The following is a 14,770-nucleotide window of genomic DNA, read 5'->3' as shown; positions in this document are numbered from 1 at the left end:
CGCCCTATTCTTCTGTCGTACGTTTCAGCGGAGCTGCATACAAAAAAAACGTCAAAGCGTACAAGCTACGCTCTGACGTCTCCCGAGAAGAAACCATATTCGCCGCCATCCGGATCAAATTCCATGTCGGCGGCTGCATCATCACGGTTACGAAGCTCATCATTGCCTGGCCTATCGCTGGCATAAGCTTCGGCCCAGTCTTCATTGACAGTATGGGCGGGTATCGGAATGGCATCCATATCATAAGCCGTCTCAATGACCATATTGTCCCGGATCGCCGCTTGACCGCACAGCTGCCCTCCATGTGCCATCGCAATCTCCAAGGCCGAGGTGAGGTCCCCTTGCTGGATGTGAACATGGACGCGCTCTTCCTCACGGACAGGCGAATACCCAAGCTCCTGCAGGGTGGCGTATGCCATCGACGCCTCGTTGCTGCTTGCGAACGAGAATTGTACAGCATGGTCCATCGTACCTGCCTCCCTTCTGGTAAAATCATACTTCCTATACATACCATGCCCTTATTACAGATAAATCATGCTTGTCCCGCCATCTCGATCGCCTCCTGCGCACCGCCAGGCCTTCGTCGAGCCGCCGCCTACTTTAATGCCGCCAAGCCAGCGGGCTGGCCATCGTCCGTCACGCAGCACGTCAGCCTGGCCGGTGAGGACCCTCGCGCCGTATGAGGTCATCGTGATCAGCCGGCTGTCATAATCAGGAGGCTCAACGGCGCGGCAGCCCGGATATGCATGATGATAATGAATGACGATCAGGCCCGCTGCCTCCATTCGCCGCAGGTATCCATCATATGCCAGCTCGCCCAATCCATAGAGCGGGTATGCACGCTTAATCTTGGTCAGCAGTTCGTCCGGCCGAGCCGGCCCTATGCTGAGCAGAAGCATCGTTTCACGCTCCACCGAGCCGAGACCGCTGCGCAGAGAAGGAAACCGCCGCAGGTGAAAGCGCAGCGCATCCAGCATGACCCGGCTGGGCTCCCCCGGAGCCCGCCTTGCAAGCCACTGCTCCAGCCATTGCGGGTCCTCCGATGAGAACCCGATCCATCCTTCTGAGGCAAATTGCAGCTGGTTCTCCTCCACAATCCGGCGCGCCGACCATAATTCCGCCAGACGCTTAGGTTCCTGAATGCCAAAAGGCTCTCTGTTCTGGCTTTCCCAGCTGTAAGGGGGCGCAATCCATTCCAAGCTTCCGATTGGCATGCCGGAGGCCTGCCGCTGCCGGAACCAATACAGCAGAGCAGCCAATATCGTCTGGTCGTATAAATCACCGTCAAACCATAATACGATGGTTTCCCTAGCCTCTGCCGCCTCCTCGAGACGCTTCAGCTGGCTGCTTGCGATCTGTATGAAAGCCTTCCTCGGAAGGCCTAATGTCTCCTCAATATAGGACGCCCGTTCTTCGATGACAGCCGGCTTGTACCAAGCTGTGCGAACAGGTCCTTCCGTCATAAACTCCCGCCAGACTTGCACATCACCATCGAGTCCTGCCCGGCCAAGAAGCATCGCCGTTTGATCCGTGCTTGTCAGATGCAGCAATCCGGTCACCGCCTTTCGGTCTTGATCAGGCAGTTCAGGCCTGCCTGTGTAAGTTACTCTTTATTAGTAACCGGGTCCATAATAGTGTTAAGCAGCTTGTTCATGGTCCACCAGTAGAAGACGCCGGAGACAGCCATAACAGCGGACATCATCAGGCCGCCCGTCAACCAGCCTGCCAGCAAGAACAGCCAGATGACACCCGGCAGCAGCAGGAGCCAGCCTGACAGGAAGGCACCTTGGCGCAGCGACTCATCCTCCCAATTAAACTGAATAATAAAAGGCTCCTTCGCCCACTCCTTCCAGTGCTGTTGAAGCCAGCTTCCTGCAAGCAGCGGCAAGGTCCCGGCCAGCAGCAGTCCAAGCCATCCGGGCGAGGCCGCAATAGCGGCCGTTGAGACAGCGAAGAAGCTGACCCATAGTCTGATATTGGCAAATTTCCGGAGGAAGGCTTTCATCCGCATTTCCGCCAGCATCGTGCCGGCATCTGACTTTCTGAATATACGCCCGGACTGGCGGAAGACGAGCGGCTTCTCCAGTTTGATAAGCGGCTTCTTCTCCATAACCGGTGTAAGCAGCATCTCTGTCACGACTGCCGATGCCTTGCGCTCCTGCTCTACATCAGCTGTAAAGGTTCCCTTCATCCTCAGCTTCCGCCTCAGCAGGCCGGCCCCCGCAGCTGCAGCGGCCAGAGCCGCAAGCAGCAGCCAGAGCGGTTCATACAGCAGCGGCAGAGCAGCCGTCAGGTAGACGGCTGAGGCAAGCAGCGCAGTCAGCAGGTCCACTCCAAGCTTCTGCAGTCCCTTCCACCGGCCGAACATCATATTCTGTATTAACCCGATTGCAAACTTCATGACCAAGGTAAACATGCCCAAGGCAAGAATGGAACCAGAGCTTAATCCCAGGCCCTTCACCAGCGGGAGCAGCAGCACGCCGCAGAGCAGGGCCGTACCAGCCGCCTGCATCAACAGCGTATAGAAGGCGCCATAGCGGATTAAGCTGCTTAGCCACTCCCGGCGCTGCAGCAGGAAGAGCATATCCGCCTCATGCAGGAACACACGCAGCCCGCCGCCAAGCGCAAAGAACAGGAGCGGCAGAAGCACAACCCAATCCGGAAGCTGCGTCAGCCAGAATGGCTCTTCACGCCACCACTCCAGATAAGTGCCCGCAGCGATCCAGGTTCCCGGGACCAGGAAATAGACCCAGACCGTCCAGTCCAGCGCCATCTTCCAGGCCTTAAAATTCTTGATCCAGCTGCCGGTCAGCCGGGAATGGAACAATCCACGCTTCGTCCACTTCATCCGCGCCGCCCCCTCATGTCAGCGCATAAAAGCAGTCAAATAAAGTCGCGTCCGCCGGACATCCCGCCTGCTCCCTGACCCTCGGCAGTGTCCCCTCTGCCATTACCGAGCCCTGGTCCAGCAGGATGAACCGGTCACAAATACGTTCAGCCGTATCCAGCACATGCGTGGACATCAGAATACCCGCTCCCCGCTGCCTTTCCATATCGAGCAGATCAAGCAGATCCTTCGTCGCCCGGGGATCAAGACCAATGAACGGTTCGTCCACAATATAAATATCCGGCTCCAGCATAAAACCGATGATCAGCATCAGCTTCTGCTGCATCCCCTTCGAGAACGTAACCGGCAGCTCATGCTTAACGTTCGTTAACCGGAATGTGCCGAGCAGCCTGTCGGCCCGGCTGGCGAAGGTCTGCTCGTCTATACCGAAGGCAGAAGCCGCCAGCCGCAGATGCTCCCACAAGGTAAACGCTTCGTACATGACCGGCTGTTCAGGCACATAGGCATATCTCCCTGATGCCCCTCCGAACACCACTTCCCCTTCCAGGTGCTTGAGTAAACCAAGAATCGACTTAATGGTCGTGCTCTTGCCCGCCCCATTAGGGCCAATCAGCCCCACGAGTTCTCCTGCTCTTACTTCAAACGCAACATCCCGGATGACCGGTGCTTGTGCATCATAGCCAGCCTGCCGGATGGCTACGTTCAGCCTGCCGCTTTCCTCCGTATTCGTGCTCAATCCCGATCGACCTCCAACCAAGGCAAATGTATCTTACTGCTTATGTAATACGAGGCGGGAGGGGAATGGTCGCCCTAACAGCCCAACAACTTCCTAATAAACCGGGCTTGTTAACAAAAATAGCCGCCCGTTTGCAGGGCAGCTATGAACAGACGGGCACTGAATGATGAGCAGAGCGGCTGCCAGCCATCCAGCAGAAGCAGCAGGTGCATGCATATAGGAATAAGCCGCCCCCCTGCTCCTCCAATTCTGGAAAATAACTCCTTAACTCTTTTTAACCGGATTTCCGTCCTGTTAATCGCTAGTTATAGCCATTGGGTTCCCTGCAGCCGAGCCGTTCTGTCCAGACCGCCTCAAGCTTCTCCAGCTGCCTGCGGTAGTCGCGTATGATATCAGCCCGATAGCCCTCGGGTGTTATAACATCTTTGTAATCCATGCGAATGGAATCATCAAGTTTAAGGACCTCAACGATCTCAAAGCGGAAGGCCGCTTCCCCAAAGCGGTTCCAATCCTCCTGCAGCGACTTGTTGCGGTGACCGCCCATCTTCAGCTCGAAGGTCTCCTTTCCTTCCGCTGCTGGGAGATTCAAGCTCCAGGATACATACTGCTTGCCGTTCTCCGTATTGGTGATTGTATAAATGCCCATCTCCCGCTTCCTGTCCTGATACTGTCTGACCAGATCTTTACGGCTCTGTTCCATCCGTTATTCCTCCTTGTATTGACATCCTTCTACTGCTTCAGCCAATAAGCACTGCCATCGCTTTCCCGGTCCATGAATCCATACTCAATCAAATAACGGCGAAGCGTGACATAATCTGACTCATACACCTGCTTAAGCACATCGTTAACCTCCTGCTCACTATACCGCTGCCGGGACTTGAACCGTCCTGCGATATGCTTCAGGATTGCAATTTTCCGCTTTTCCTTGCGCGGAAAGTTCGTTAATCTGCCCCCCGGCCCATCAGGGAAAAACTTCTGGATGAGGCCCTCATACTCTTCTTCCGTAATCGCATAACGCTCATCGACCTGCGTAGCCGTCCGGTGGATCGGTATAAAACGCTGCGTCCCTCCCTCTGAGTCTTGATCCATAAGCTCCATGACCGCGAGGAAAAGCTTGGCCTGCTTGGCCTTCTCCTTCAGAGCAAAACGATGGTTGCGGATCGTCGAGGCACTTCCCGCGCTCGTCCGCTTGACGATATCCGCATCAGCGAGCCCTGCAGCAAAATAATCAATCAATTCCTTCTGCAAGTCCGTCAGGCCGGTCGCCTTCTTGTCGAGACTGAGCAGATAGGCAAGCATAGAGCCGTGAGCATGCTCCATATGCACAGCCACCATACGTCTCGCTTCATAGAGAGCCTGCTCATGCTCGTACACACGGCCATCCTCATAGCTCTCCCCGCAGATCAGGCAATGGTAAGCTGCCGAGTGAGGGTCCCATATATAACCCTGCTTCAGTTCATCCAAACCAGCGCTCCAGAAACGATCATTTACATCCATAAACCAATCATCTCCATAATACGTTTGTTTATTTTATAGATAATATACCATTTCGTTTGCTAATTAGTCAATGAACAGCTGGCCCTTCAAGTTTGCATCTCCTCTTCTGAACCATCCCAGTTTCCGGTCCCAAAGAGGTCCTATACAACAGGACTATCGTTCATTTACAATTGATTAATTTTTCCAAAATATTCGGTTAACACATCGCTGTTACTATTGCTTTCGAACTAGTAAACAAGCTTACGAGCATCTTGACCGGTCTAGGGGGGATCAAGCCTGTCGAATCGCCGACGCGGGCTGTCGGCAGAGCGATCATGCTTTTATTAGAGAAAAAACAAAATTGAGTATGAAGGGTGAGCAAAAGCTAATGACGATGAAAAAGACGATTGCAGTCACAATGATGGCAGCGGCAATCAGTACAGCAGCCGTAGGCGGTGCTTACGCGGCTCCGGGTTCAGCATCGGCCGTGCAGATTGTACAAGGTACTCTGAACGTCAATGGTATGGATACACAGGTACGGACAATTGCCAGCGGCTCTGTTCAACTGGTTGCTGTACGCGACCTTGCTTTATCGCTCGGGGCTGAGCTGGGCCACAACGGCAGCAGCTACTACATGAAACTGAACGACAGTACGGTGGAATTCAAAGTGGGCTCCAAGCAAATTACAGTGAACGGTTCCGCTCAGCAGCTTGCTCTGCCCGTGCTGAACGTTCAAGGTGTTAATTACATTGATTCAGCTGTTGTAACAGCCCTTGGCGCTTCCATGGATGCAGATGGCGGCATATCTACCGTCAACCTGCTGGAAGCGATCGATTCCGCCCAGTGGATCGGCAAAGGCAAGCTGCTCGCTTCCACTTATGGCGAAGCTGGCCGCACCGACTATATCGTGGATGCCAAGACAGGCAAGCACGAAGTGCTGCTCGTTTCCGTGGACACTTCCGATCTCGCCATCGCTCCTGACGGTGCACGTGCTGCATATGTAGACGGAGAAGGGTTTGTGCATATTCTCGATCTGGCTTCCAAGCAGGATTCCAAGCTGGGTGAAGATAACTCCATCAAGAGTGAGCTTCAGTGGTCTGCAGACGGTACGGCTCTGTACTTCCTGCAGGGCGACAAGAGCTCTGTCGTAGCCAAGATCAGCGCAGCTGACGGCACGGTAACCAAACTGCTCGAAGACAAGGTCGATTATAAGAGCAACCTGCGTGTAGAGGGCGGAACGATGGCCTACACCGTCGTTAAGACGGGTAAAGTGACAACCGATGATAAGAAATCGGTAGACGAAGACGCAATCTCTATCGATATGACGGGCACTGAGCCGCAGGTGTACTTCTACAACGTATATCAAGGCGACAACAAGCCGGTACAACTCACCACCTCAACGGAGGACAAGATTTTCCTTGAGCTGTCGCCGTATGGATCTGCCTACTATGTAAGTGTGCCGGAAGAAGGCAGTGCAACCGTCGTTTCGGTAAATAAAGAGAAGCAGACAGCAATCGCAGTTGCGGAAGGCGATGTCATGCAGGCAGTTAAGCACAAGAACAAGCTGTATGTTCTGACAGCAGGCGAGACTAACAACCTTGTGTACGAAATCGATCTATCGAGCGGCAGCAAGAAGCTGATCAACACGTTGTCTGACAGCGTAACCTCCATTCTGCCGTATGGAAACCAGCTGGCCCTGATCGAGGACGGCATTCTCTATACCTTCGTTGGCGGCAGCTGGAAGGCAATCACACGATAATTAACATTTAAGAACAATAAAGTTTACAAATTGAGAGGAGATTTCCACTATGAAATGGTTCAAGAAACTGGCTGTCGTCACACTCGCAGCCGCATTCACGCTGTCCGCTGTAACATCCGCAGGTGCCGCAAGCAAGCTGAGCGGTAAAGTTGTCATCAACGGCTCTTCCGCCCTTCTGCCGCTTACCCTGCAGGCTGCTAACGAATTCAAGAAGCTGCACCCTAAGGTTAAAATCTCCGCTTCTGCCGCTGGTTCGGTTACCGGTCCTCAGGCTGTTCGCAAAGGCATTGCCGATATCGGTGCCTGTGACTGGGACGCGTCCACTGACGTACCTGGCTTCAAGAAATTCACCGGACAAGTTGCCAACAAAGTAGCGGTAATCCCTTTTGCGGCTGTTGTGAACAGCAATGTCAAAGTTGACAACCTGACGACGAAGCAGCTGCAGGACATCTTCTCCGGCAAAGTGACCAACTGGAAGGACGTAGGCGGTTCTGATGCGGAGATCGTTGTTGTTAACCGTTCCTTCGGCTCGGGTACACGCGTTAACTTCCAGCTCAAAGCGCTTAAAGGTTCCGATTTCATGAGCAAAGGCAGCAACTACAAGGAAGTAAAGTCGAGCGGCGATATGAAGACAGCTGTCGAGTCAACGCCAAACGCAATTGGTTACATGGACCTGGCTTATGTCACAAGCAAGATGACGGCTCTGAAGATTGACGGCGTTGCCCCAACAGAAGCCAATGTCATTAACAAGAAGTATGATGTATGGAGCTATGGCTACTACATGACGAGCGAGAAGCCGTCGGATGCTACGAAAGAATTCATCAAATATGTGCAAAGCGCCAAATTCCAGAATGGATCTCTGAAAAAGCTGAAGTTCATTCCGATTTCGGCCATGAAATAAGCTTCCTGCAAATTCTAGAGCAAACATTTAACCGGAAGAACAGCCGGCTGGCGCCTGATTAGGTCCAGCTGGCTGTTCTATCTATTGGAGGAAACTGTAGCATGCTTAATCCATCCACAGCCGGGCAGCCCGCCGCCGCCGGGGAACTCGGCTCCAGTCTGAAGAGCCGTTCCGGCAAGCCGTTTGACCGCAAATCCCGGCTGTTCTTCACGAACCGCCTGTTCCGTTATATCTGTATCGGCTGCGCTGCTTTCGTCTGTCTGATCCTTCTGGCCATTCTGGGCTTGATGTTCCGTACCGGCATATTAACGTTCCGTGATGTCTCTCTCTCCGAGTTTTTCTTCTCCGCGGAATGGGTGCCGGAGAATGAGCAGTACGGTGCGCTGTCCTTTATCTTCGGCACCCTCGCCCTTACCCTGCTCACCCTGGCTATATCCGTCCCCATCTCCATATTCGTGGCGGTATTCCTGGCGGTAATGACGCCTGGCTGGCTCAAGAACCTGCTTCGTCCGGTTATGGACCTGCTGGTCGGCATTCCTTCGGTCGTCTATGGCTATCTTGGCCTGACCATTCTGATCCCGTTGATCCGCGACTTGACCGGTTCCAGTATGGGGGATGGCCTGCTCGCTGCATCGCTGGTACTGACCGTCATGGTTCTTCCCACAATCAGCAGGATCAGCGATGATGCCATCTCGGCCGTACCGAAGCGTTATGTTGATGCATCCTATGCCCTAGGCGGCACTCGCTTCCAAACCATCTTTAAGGTGATGCTGCCCGCTGCGAAGAGCGGTATTATGTATGCTGTTATTCTTGGTATGGCTCGTGCAATCGGTGAAACGATGGCTGTCGTCATGGTTATTGGCAACACGCCGCAGCTTGCGGACAGCCTGCTTAAGCCGACCTCTGTCCTAACCAGCAATATTGTGATGCAAATTCCGAATGTCCCGTTTGACTCCACCTGGAACTATGCACTCTACATGATGGGCTTCCTGCTGCTCGTGATTTCCTTATTGATGATCGTAGCGGTACGCCTGTTTCAGAGAAAAGGGGGGCGTGTCTGATGCGGCCAACTACAGCTGAACGCAATCCATTCTCTTCAGGCAGAAGCATGAACCGGCTCCGCAACCATATCTTCACTGCCCTGGTGTGGTCGATCGGCATAACCGTCATTTTGTTTATCTTCGGGCTGCTGTTCCTGATTCTAAAAGACGGGCTTCCCAAGCTCTCGCTGGAATTCCTCTATGGTCTTCCAAGTGAAATCGAAGAAGGCGGCGGCATCGGTCCGATGCTGTTCAATTCGTTCTATATTCTGATCATCTCGCTGATCATTGCCATTCCGCTCGGCATGGCTGCCGGAATCTATCTTGCCGAATTTGCGCCGGATAACAAGTGGATCGGCTTCGTCCGGATTTGCGTAGAAGGCTTGGCATCAGTCCCCTCCCTGATCTTCGGCCTGTTCGGCATCGCCCTGTTCGTCGAGCTGTTCGAGGTCGGGCTGACGATTCTAGGCGCCGCGGTCAGCCTCGCCTTCCTGAACCTGCCGGTTCTCACCCGGGTGACGGAGGAATCGATCCGGGCGGTGCCGCAGGATATCAAGAACGCATCCTTCGCGCTTGGCGGCACGCATCTTCAGACCATCATAAGGGTACTGATTCCTGTGGCCCAGAACGGCATCATTACAGGTATCTGTCTGGTAGCCGGGCGTGCCTTCGGCGAGAGTGCCGTCATTATTCTGACAGGCGGCGTATCGACCTCCGGAGAGATGTGGGATTTCAACCTCCTCTCCCCGGGTGCCAATCTGGCTGTGCATCTGTGGTATGTCCAGTCTGAAGCCATTGTGCCTGACGCTGCGGATATTGCCCAGAAAGCAGCAGCAGTTCTGGTCTGCATTGTGCTCACCATTAACCTGCTGTTCCGCATTCCGCTCTGGCTGAGCAGCCGCAGGTTGAAATAATCGCCTGATCGCAAGGACGGATAGCCGCATGCTCCCTGTTGAAGGGTGCTGTGCGGCTATCCGTCTTTCTTATACCATCCTGATGATCAGGCGTCCTCCTTAGACCAGCGGCATCAATCCCTGCTCAATCCACTGTTCACGGGTAGGACCATAGAGATCAGGGTTACGCAGTCCGGCCTGGCGCATCAGGACGGTCATTTGGCCGCGGTGATGCACCTCATGCATAATCAGAACTTTCAGCGTCAAGCCATTCGGCCAGTCTTCACCGTACATGTTCTGTACGGCCAGCAGGTCAGTGTCTGTCCAGCCTTTGCGTACTGCCTCCAGCATACTCCGACTCGTCATCCGGTAGGCTTCGGCAATCAATGCAGCTGAAGCCGGTGTATGGTCTGCATACTTTCCTTCCTCATCCCTGCTGTCCTGCTCCGCAGCCGGCGATTGCAGGTTCCCGGTCAATCTGGCTACCAGACGATGCGGCGCTTCGAACTCCAGTCCCGCCCTGTTCAACATCTCATGCAGCGAATCCACCAAGTGCCAGGCCAGCTGTCCCAGGGTCCTGAAGTCGGGCGCAATCCGGACGCTCAGCGACTCATCTGTGAGACTGTCCATCACCCTAGCCGTAGCCGCACTCTCATTCAGCCATTCCGCTTCAAATGCTTGAATTGTCGTATACATATCACAAAAAACCTCCCTGGAATGATGATTCTTCATCATCATAACGGAAGGTAACTGCCAACTGTATGTCAGTGTTTCAGAATGTTGTCCGGATAAAGCTTGCAAATCTCCATGGCTTCCCTGTATAACCGGCTTGCTGTCTCCTTCGGCTCCAGAACCCGCACATTCGTCCCGAAGGACAACAGCCAGCCGTAGAGCCACGGCTCATCAGGCTGCACCGACTCCACCAGCAGCTTCCCGTCCGGCTGTTCCTGAATCTTATCCGGCTCATACCGGTCCTCAACAAGGGCACGGCTCGCCGGTTCGAAGAGCAGCTTAAGACGGATCAGCGGCCTATCCTGCAGTAGCAAGCTGTCCCAACGAAGCGGCTCTAAAGCAAGTTCGCTCTCTCTGCGCACGAAGCTTGTGGGCAGAAGCTCCAGCTGTTTAATCCGCGACAGGCGAAAGATCCGAAACTCTTCACGCAGCAGGCAGTAGCCGTATAAATACCATACATAGCCCTTCAGAACAACAAGCATGGGCTCACAGGTTCGTCTCGTCTGCTCTCCCCGTCCGTTGGTGTAATGAAATTCGATATGTCTGCAGGAGGCAATCGCCTGTTTCAGGCTGTCCAGCCGTTTACGTTCAGCGTTACCGGCATGCCACGGGTTCAGGTCAATCATCATCTGCTGTGCAGTGCGTGTTCCGTCCTGACCGCTCCCGGCAACGAGCGCGCTTACCTTGTCCAGCACACCGCTGATCAGCTTCTCATCCATTGTGGAATGCACGCCGCGCAGCGCCACAACGATCGATTCCAGCTCTTCTATAGTGAGATACTGCCGCTCAATCCGGTACTGCTCCATAATTTCGTAGCCGCCATCCATTCCAGTATGAGCGGCCACTGGAACCCCGGCAGCACATAAGGACTCAATATCCCGATAGATGGTGCGCTGGGATACCTCGAACCGTTCGGAGAGCTCACGGGCGCTGATCCGCTTGCGGCCCAGCAGCAGCATAACGATAGCGAGCAACCGCTCCATTTTCATCCTGCGTTCACACCCCTAATCGCAGTATCGGACAATTAAGAACCGCTTCTTGTGTACTGCTTGCGGTACTGCAGCGGTGATAATCCGGTATGCTCCGAGAAGCAGCGGGAAAAATGCGGGGTTTGGCGAAATCCCGTCTCACCGGCAATACGCGCAACCGGCCAGTCCGTCTTCAGCAGCAGCAGCTTTGCCTGATCCAGACGATACAGCAGCATATACTGCTGCGGCGTGCAGCCGTATACCTCCACCATGCAGCGCGCTATGTAGTTTGGGTGCAGGCCCAGTCCCTCTCCCAGTTCCTTATTCGTGACCGGATTACGATAATTCATCTTCATGAAAGCGGCCGCACGCTCAGCAACGCCTACCGATGTAGGGGCTGAATCATTGCGCCAGCCCTCATCCAGCATTTCGATCAAATGCAGGAACAGCTGCTGGCGTTCCCAGAAGGATGCATGCGAGGAGGCGTGGGCGGCCTCATGCATCTTCGCGAAGGTCTCCTTCGCCTGCTCCGGATAAGCGAGCTGAAGAAATTTCGGCAGCCGGATCGCGTACACATAGTAATCGCCATGGAGTGTACCGCTGTTTACATAGTCAGACTCTTCCCATTCTCCGGCCGTCTGGAAATGGACCCAATCAAAAACCGTCGTCTCGTCGCAGGGCTTGGGTGAATAATGCCAGCGGTCTGGCCGCAGAATCAGCATTTGGCCCGGGCCAAGCGACCAGCTGCGCCGCTCCTCGGCTACATGCAGGGTCCCGCTGTGGACAAACAGCAGATCGAACACTCCCAGATTGGACCGGTTAGGATGCTCGGCTCCCGGATGGTAGCAAACCCTGTTTGATTCAATAAAATACGGGAGCGGCGGAGCCAAAAATGTCAGAATGCGTGTGCTCGTTTGACTCATCATAAGTAGTCTCCCAGATCCGAAGCCGCAGCATCGATGATATGAAATTACCTGCTGCCCTGTTATCAATTGCCCTCCTATTCTATCAAAAGCTTCTGCCGCTGGGAACGCTCGAACGGACAAAAAAACTGGGGAAATAAAGCTATCCACGTTTTCCACAGATCTATCCACAGCTGAGTATAAATTGTAAGGCAATTCAGGCAGGTTTCATCAGTAAAAAAAGCCCGCCGGAAGCACACTTTTGATGAATTGTGTACAACAGGCGGGCCTTATGAAATATTTACACACATTATCCACATTATCCACAGAAGGGCTGTGCAAAAACTATCCCCTTCCGCTCAAAACACTAGAGCCGCCTGCCATACGGCCTCTAAAGGGTTATGCACAGTTTCACGTTAATATGTGGATAAGTTTGTGCACAACCAAAAATTTTCCTGTTTATCCTGCCGTTTCAGCCTTCTTCCGCTCCTCATTCCGGCCCGCGCTCATTACGGCCTGATTACAGGCGCCAATATAAGCTTCCGCTACCGCCAGTATGACGTCATTGTGGATGGATGTCCCTCTATAGCGTTGTCCACAGTGGATAATCGTGACAACAGCCTCGCCCTTGGCATCCTCTCCTGTTGATAACGAATGAAGCTCCAGATCTTCAAACTCAGCCGCCGCGGGAATCGCTTGGCGAATACAGTTAATAACCGCCTCAATCGGCCCGGTGCCAATAGCGGAGTACGTACGCTCCCCGCGTCCTTCGCGCTCCCGAATCGTTACCGATGCCATTCTTGCCCGCTGGGTGCCCGACAGAACCTGCAGCTCCGTCAGCATATAAGGCTCCTCATGCTCGCTCGATAATTCCCCGATCAAACGCATCAGCTGATCGTCTGTAACAATCTTCTGTTCGTCGGCCAGCACCTTGAACTGTTCATAAACAGCCTCCAGCTGCTCGGCAGTCAGCTCTGCACCATACGAGGCCGCCCGGTCCTTGATCGCATGCCGTCCGGAATGCTTGCCCAGAATAATCATGCTGCGCGGAATGCCCATTGCCTCCGGGTCCATAATCTCATAGGTGTTCCGGTTCTTCAGCAGACCGTCCTGATGAATGCCCGATTCATGCTGGAAGGCGTTGCGTCCCACAATCGGCTTGTTGTAGGCCAGCGGAAAATTCATCGTGCGGCTGACCAGCCGGGACGTGTTATACACTTCTTCCACATTAATACCCGTTTCTGCCTGAAGTGCATCGGAACGCGTCTGAATCGCCATCACCAGTTCCTCCAGCGAGCAGTTGCCCGCCCTCTCCCCAATGCCGTTAACCGTAACTTCAACCTGAGTAGCACCCGCCCGGATCGCTGCTATGCTGTTGGCAACCGCCATGCCCAGATCGTTGTGGCAGTGGGCGCTGTATTTGACCTTGTCGCCGCCACGCGCCTGTCTGCGCACGGTCCGGAACAGCTCGCCGTACTCCTCGGGCAGCGCGTAGCCAAGCGTATCCGGCAGATTAATGATGGTCGCCCCTTCCGAGATGACGGCTTCCACCAGCTCAATCACAAATTCCATGCCCGAACGGGTAGAGTCCATTGGCGAGAACTCAATCTCGTCTACAAACTGCTTGCCGTACGCCACCATCTGGCGTGCGATGGCAATGACCTCGTCACGCGTTTTGCGCAGCTGGAAGTTCAGATGAATGTCCGACGATGAAATGAACAGATGCAGGCGGCGGCGCGCAGCATCCTGCGTAGCTTTGACTGCGGCATCAATGTCTCCGCGCACCGCCCGGGCGAAGCCGACGATCTCCGTCTGCTGAAGCTCGCGGGATATCTGCTGTACGGCCGCAAATTCACCGGAACTTGATACCGGGAAGCCCGGCTCAATAACATCAATGCCGAGCTTCTCCAGCTGGCGGGCCAAAATGATTTTCTGCTCCGGCTTGATAGAGGCCCCTGGCGATTGCTCTCCGTCGCGCAGCGTAGTGTCGAAAATGTGGATTCTGGACTTGTTACCGGACATGTTATTCACATTCATATTCATCGTATATTCCCTCCGTTTAATTGGATCTTTATTGTCGCAGCACGCAAAAAAGACCTGCCGTCTCCCGGAAAAGAGACGACAGGTCTTGACTGCCGCGGTACCACTCTTGTTGACCGCCACGAAGGCGGTCCGCTTGAGCAGAAGCTTCAGCATGAATCGTGGACAGCAGGAGGACCCTGCGTCAGCCATGAATGGACGCGTCCATAATCATGATGAAAGCTCTGCACCCGGTAACGGGGGTCAGCCGCAGCTGCGTACATGGTGCGCGTCCGCACCCTTTCCGCAGCTTCACTCCCAGGCGAGTTCAACTGAATTGCTCCCGCTGCGTCGCACCATCCCGCAGCTCTCTGTCCGGCCTGCTCTGCTGAAGCAAAGCTGCCGCTGGAACATCTCACTGTTTACTACTCCTGTTCACTGTGTGTGTATTATGGGGTTAAAATCAGAAAAACCTGCCGCCTCTTGATCACAATCA

General features: G+C 54.2%; 14 protein-coding genes and 1 other annotated feature. Of the genes, 4 read left to right on the top strand and 10 right to left on the bottom strand.

Annotated elements, in window-relative coordinates; genetic code table 11:
• Positions 1-65: 65 nt before the first annotated feature.
• The 6 genes from DNH61_RS14150 to DNH61_RS14125 all read right to left on the bottom strand — a co-directional run bounded on the left by DNH61_RS14150 (position 66) and on the right by DNH61_RS14125 (position 5,081).
• Entirely contained in the window at positions 66-467 is a 402-nt protein-coding gene (locus tag DNH61_RS14150) for a hypothetical protein (RefSeq protein ID WP_111147287.1), read from the bottom strand.
• A gap of 54 nt (positions 468-521) precedes the next feature.
• A complete protein-coding gene (locus DNH61_RS14145; protein WP_111147286.1) occupies positions 522-1,550 on the bottom strand; it encodes a hypothetical protein in 1,029 nt (342 codons plus the stop codon).
• A 53-nt stretch (positions 1,551-1,603) separates the two neighbouring features.
• The gene (locus tag DNH61_RS14140; RefSeq protein ID WP_111147285.1) at positions 1,604-2,848 is read right to left on the bottom strand and encodes an ABC transporter permease; all 1,245 of its coding nucleotides are present in this window, start codon (positions 2,846-2,848) and stop codon (positions 1,604-1,606) included.
• Between the two features lie 13 nt (positions 2,849-2,861).
• Entirely contained in the window at positions 2,862-3,584 is a 723-nt protein-coding gene (locus tag DNH61_RS14135; protein ID WP_111147284.1) for an ABC transporter ATP-binding protein, read from the bottom strand.
• 301 nt (positions 3,585-3,885) lie between these two features.
• Positions 3,886-4,284 carry a GIY-YIG nuclease family protein gene (locus DNH61_RS14130; protein ID WP_111147283.1) on the bottom strand — a complete coding sequence of 133 codons (399 nt, stop codon included), beginning with the start codon at positions 4,282-4,284 and terminating at the stop codon, positions 3,886-3,888.
• A 29-nt stretch (positions 4,285-4,313) separates the two neighbouring features.
• Positions 4,314-5,081 (bottom strand): DUF2087 domain-containing protein, encoded by a 768-nt coding sequence (locus DNH61_RS14125; RefSeq protein WP_111147282.1) that lies wholly within the window; start codon positions 5,079-5,081, stop codon positions 4,314-4,316.
• Between the two features lie 367 nt (positions 5,082-5,448).
• Here DNH61_RS14125 and DNH61_RS14120 point away from each other — a divergent pair, with 367 nt between their 5' ends.
• From DNH61_RS14120 to pstA, 4 genes are all read left to right on the top strand, one after another.
• Positions 5,449-6,819 carry a stalk domain-containing protein gene (locus DNH61_RS14120; RefSeq protein WP_181438710.1) on the top strand — a complete coding sequence of 457 codons (1,371 nt, stop codon included), beginning with the start codon at positions 5,449-5,451 and terminating at the stop codon, positions 6,817-6,819.
• Between the two features lie 49 nt (positions 6,820-6,868).
• Positions 6,869-7,720, top strand: coding sequence for a phosphate ABC transporter substrate-binding protein (locus DNH61_RS14115; protein ID WP_111147280.1), 852 nt, complete (start codon positions 6,869-6,871; stop codon positions 7,718-7,720).
• A gap of 101 nt (positions 7,721-7,821) precedes the next feature.
• A complete protein-coding gene (gene pstC / locus DNH61_RS14110) occupies positions 7,822-8,781 on the top strand; it encodes a phosphate ABC transporter permease subunit PstC (RefSeq protein WP_111147279.1) in 960 nt (319 codons plus the stop codon).
• Complete coding sequence (pstA, locus tag DNH61_RS14105) at positions 8,781-9,674, top strand: phosphate ABC transporter permease PstA (protein ID WP_111147278.1); 894 nt, start codon at positions 8,781-8,783, stop codon at positions 9,672-9,674. The genes pstC and pstA overlap by 1 nt, the downstream gene beginning before the upstream one ends.
• A gap of 99 nt (positions 9,675-9,773) precedes the next feature.
• Here the strand turns inward: pstA and DNH61_RS14100 are convergent, their stop codons facing one another.
• The 4 genes from DNH61_RS14100 to DNH61_RS14085 all read right to left on the bottom strand — a co-directional run bounded on the left by DNH61_RS14100 (position 9,774) and on the right by DNH61_RS14085 (position 14,298).
• Positions 9,774-10,349 carry a DinB family protein gene (locus DNH61_RS14100; RefSeq protein ID WP_111147277.1) on the bottom strand — a complete coding sequence of 192 codons (576 nt, stop codon included), beginning with the start codon at positions 10,347-10,349 and terminating at the stop codon, positions 9,774-9,776.
• Positions 10,350-10,417: 68 nt separating this feature from the next.
• The gene (locus tag DNH61_RS14095) at positions 10,418-11,374 is read right to left on the bottom strand and encodes a helix-turn-helix transcriptional regulator (RefSeq protein WP_111147276.1); all 957 of its coding nucleotides are present in this window, start codon (positions 11,372-11,374) and stop codon (positions 10,418-10,420) included.
• A gap of 35 nt (positions 11,375-11,409) precedes the next feature.
• On the bottom strand, positions 11,410-12,279 hold the full coding sequence (locus DNH61_RS14090; RefSeq protein WP_111147275.1) for a helix-turn-helix domain-containing protein: 870 nt from the start codon (positions 12,277-12,279) through the stop codon (positions 11,410-11,412).
• A gap of 435 nt (positions 12,280-12,714) precedes the next feature.
• A complete protein-coding gene (locus DNH61_RS14085) occupies positions 12,715-14,298 on the bottom strand; it encodes a 2-isopropylmalate synthase (RefSeq protein ID WP_245948174.1) in 1,584 nt (527 codons plus the stop codon).
• A 68-nt stretch (positions 14,299-14,366) separates the two neighbouring features.
• Positions 14,367-14,722 (bottom strand) — a binding site (T-box leader).
• Positions 14,723-14,770 lie beyond the last annotated feature (48 nt).

It is taken from the genome of Paenibacillus sambharensis (assembly GCF_003233845.1).
Lineage (GTDB): Bacteria > Bacillota > Bacilli > Paenibacillales > Paenibacillaceae > Paenibacillus_I > Paenibacillus_I sambharensis.
This window is presented reverse-complemented; position numbering and strand designations above follow the sequence as displayed.

Bases quoted from the DNA above. Each gene is read 5' to 3' on its own strand.
- DNH61_RS14130 (WP_111147283.1), bottom strand. From the start codon at position 4,284: ATGGAACAGAGCCGTAAAGATCTGGTCAGACAGTATCAGGACAGGAAG.
- DNH61_RS14100 (WP_111147277.1), bottom strand. From the start codon at position 10,349: ATGTATACGACAATTCAAGCATTTGAAGCGGAATGGCTGAATGAGAGT.
- DNH61_RS14140 (WP_111147285.1), bottom strand. From the start codon at position 2,848: ATGAAGTGGACGAAGCGTGGATTGTTCCATTCCCGGCTGACCGGCAGC.
- DNH61_RS14120 (WP_181438710.1), top strand. From the start codon at position 5,449: ATGACGATGAAAAAGACGATTGCAGTCACAATGATGGCAGCGGCAATC.
- pstC (WP_111147279.1), top strand. From the start codon at position 7,822: ATGCTTAATCCATCCACAGCCGGGCAGCCCGCCGCCGCCGGGGAACTC.
- DNH61_RS14085 (WP_245948174.1), bottom strand. From the start codon at position 14,298: ATGAATATGAATGTGAATAACATGTCCGGTAACAAGTCCAGAATCCAC.
- DNH61_RS14150 (WP_111147287.1), bottom strand. From the start codon at position 467: ATGGACCATGCTGTACAATTCTCGTTCGCAAGCAGCAACGAGGCGTCG.
- pstA (WP_111147278.1), top strand. From the start codon at position 8,781: ATGCGGCCAACTACAGCTGAACGCAATCCATTCTCTTCAGGCAGAAGC.
- DNH61_RS14090 (WP_111147275.1), bottom strand. From the start codon at position 12,279: ATGATGAGTCAAACGAGCACACGCATTCTGACATTTTTGGCTCCGCCG.
- DNH61_RS14115 (WP_111147280.1), top strand. From the start codon at position 6,869: ATGAAATGGTTCAAGAAACTGGCTGTCGTCACACTCGCAGCCGCATTC.
- DNH61_RS14125 (WP_111147282.1), bottom strand. From the start codon at position 5,081: ATGGATGTAAATGATCGTTTCTGGAGCGCTGGTTTGGATGAACTGAAG.
- DNH61_RS14095 (WP_111147276.1), bottom strand. From the start codon at position 11,374: ATGAAAATGGAGCGGTTGCTCGCTATCGTTATGCTGCTGCTGGGCCGC.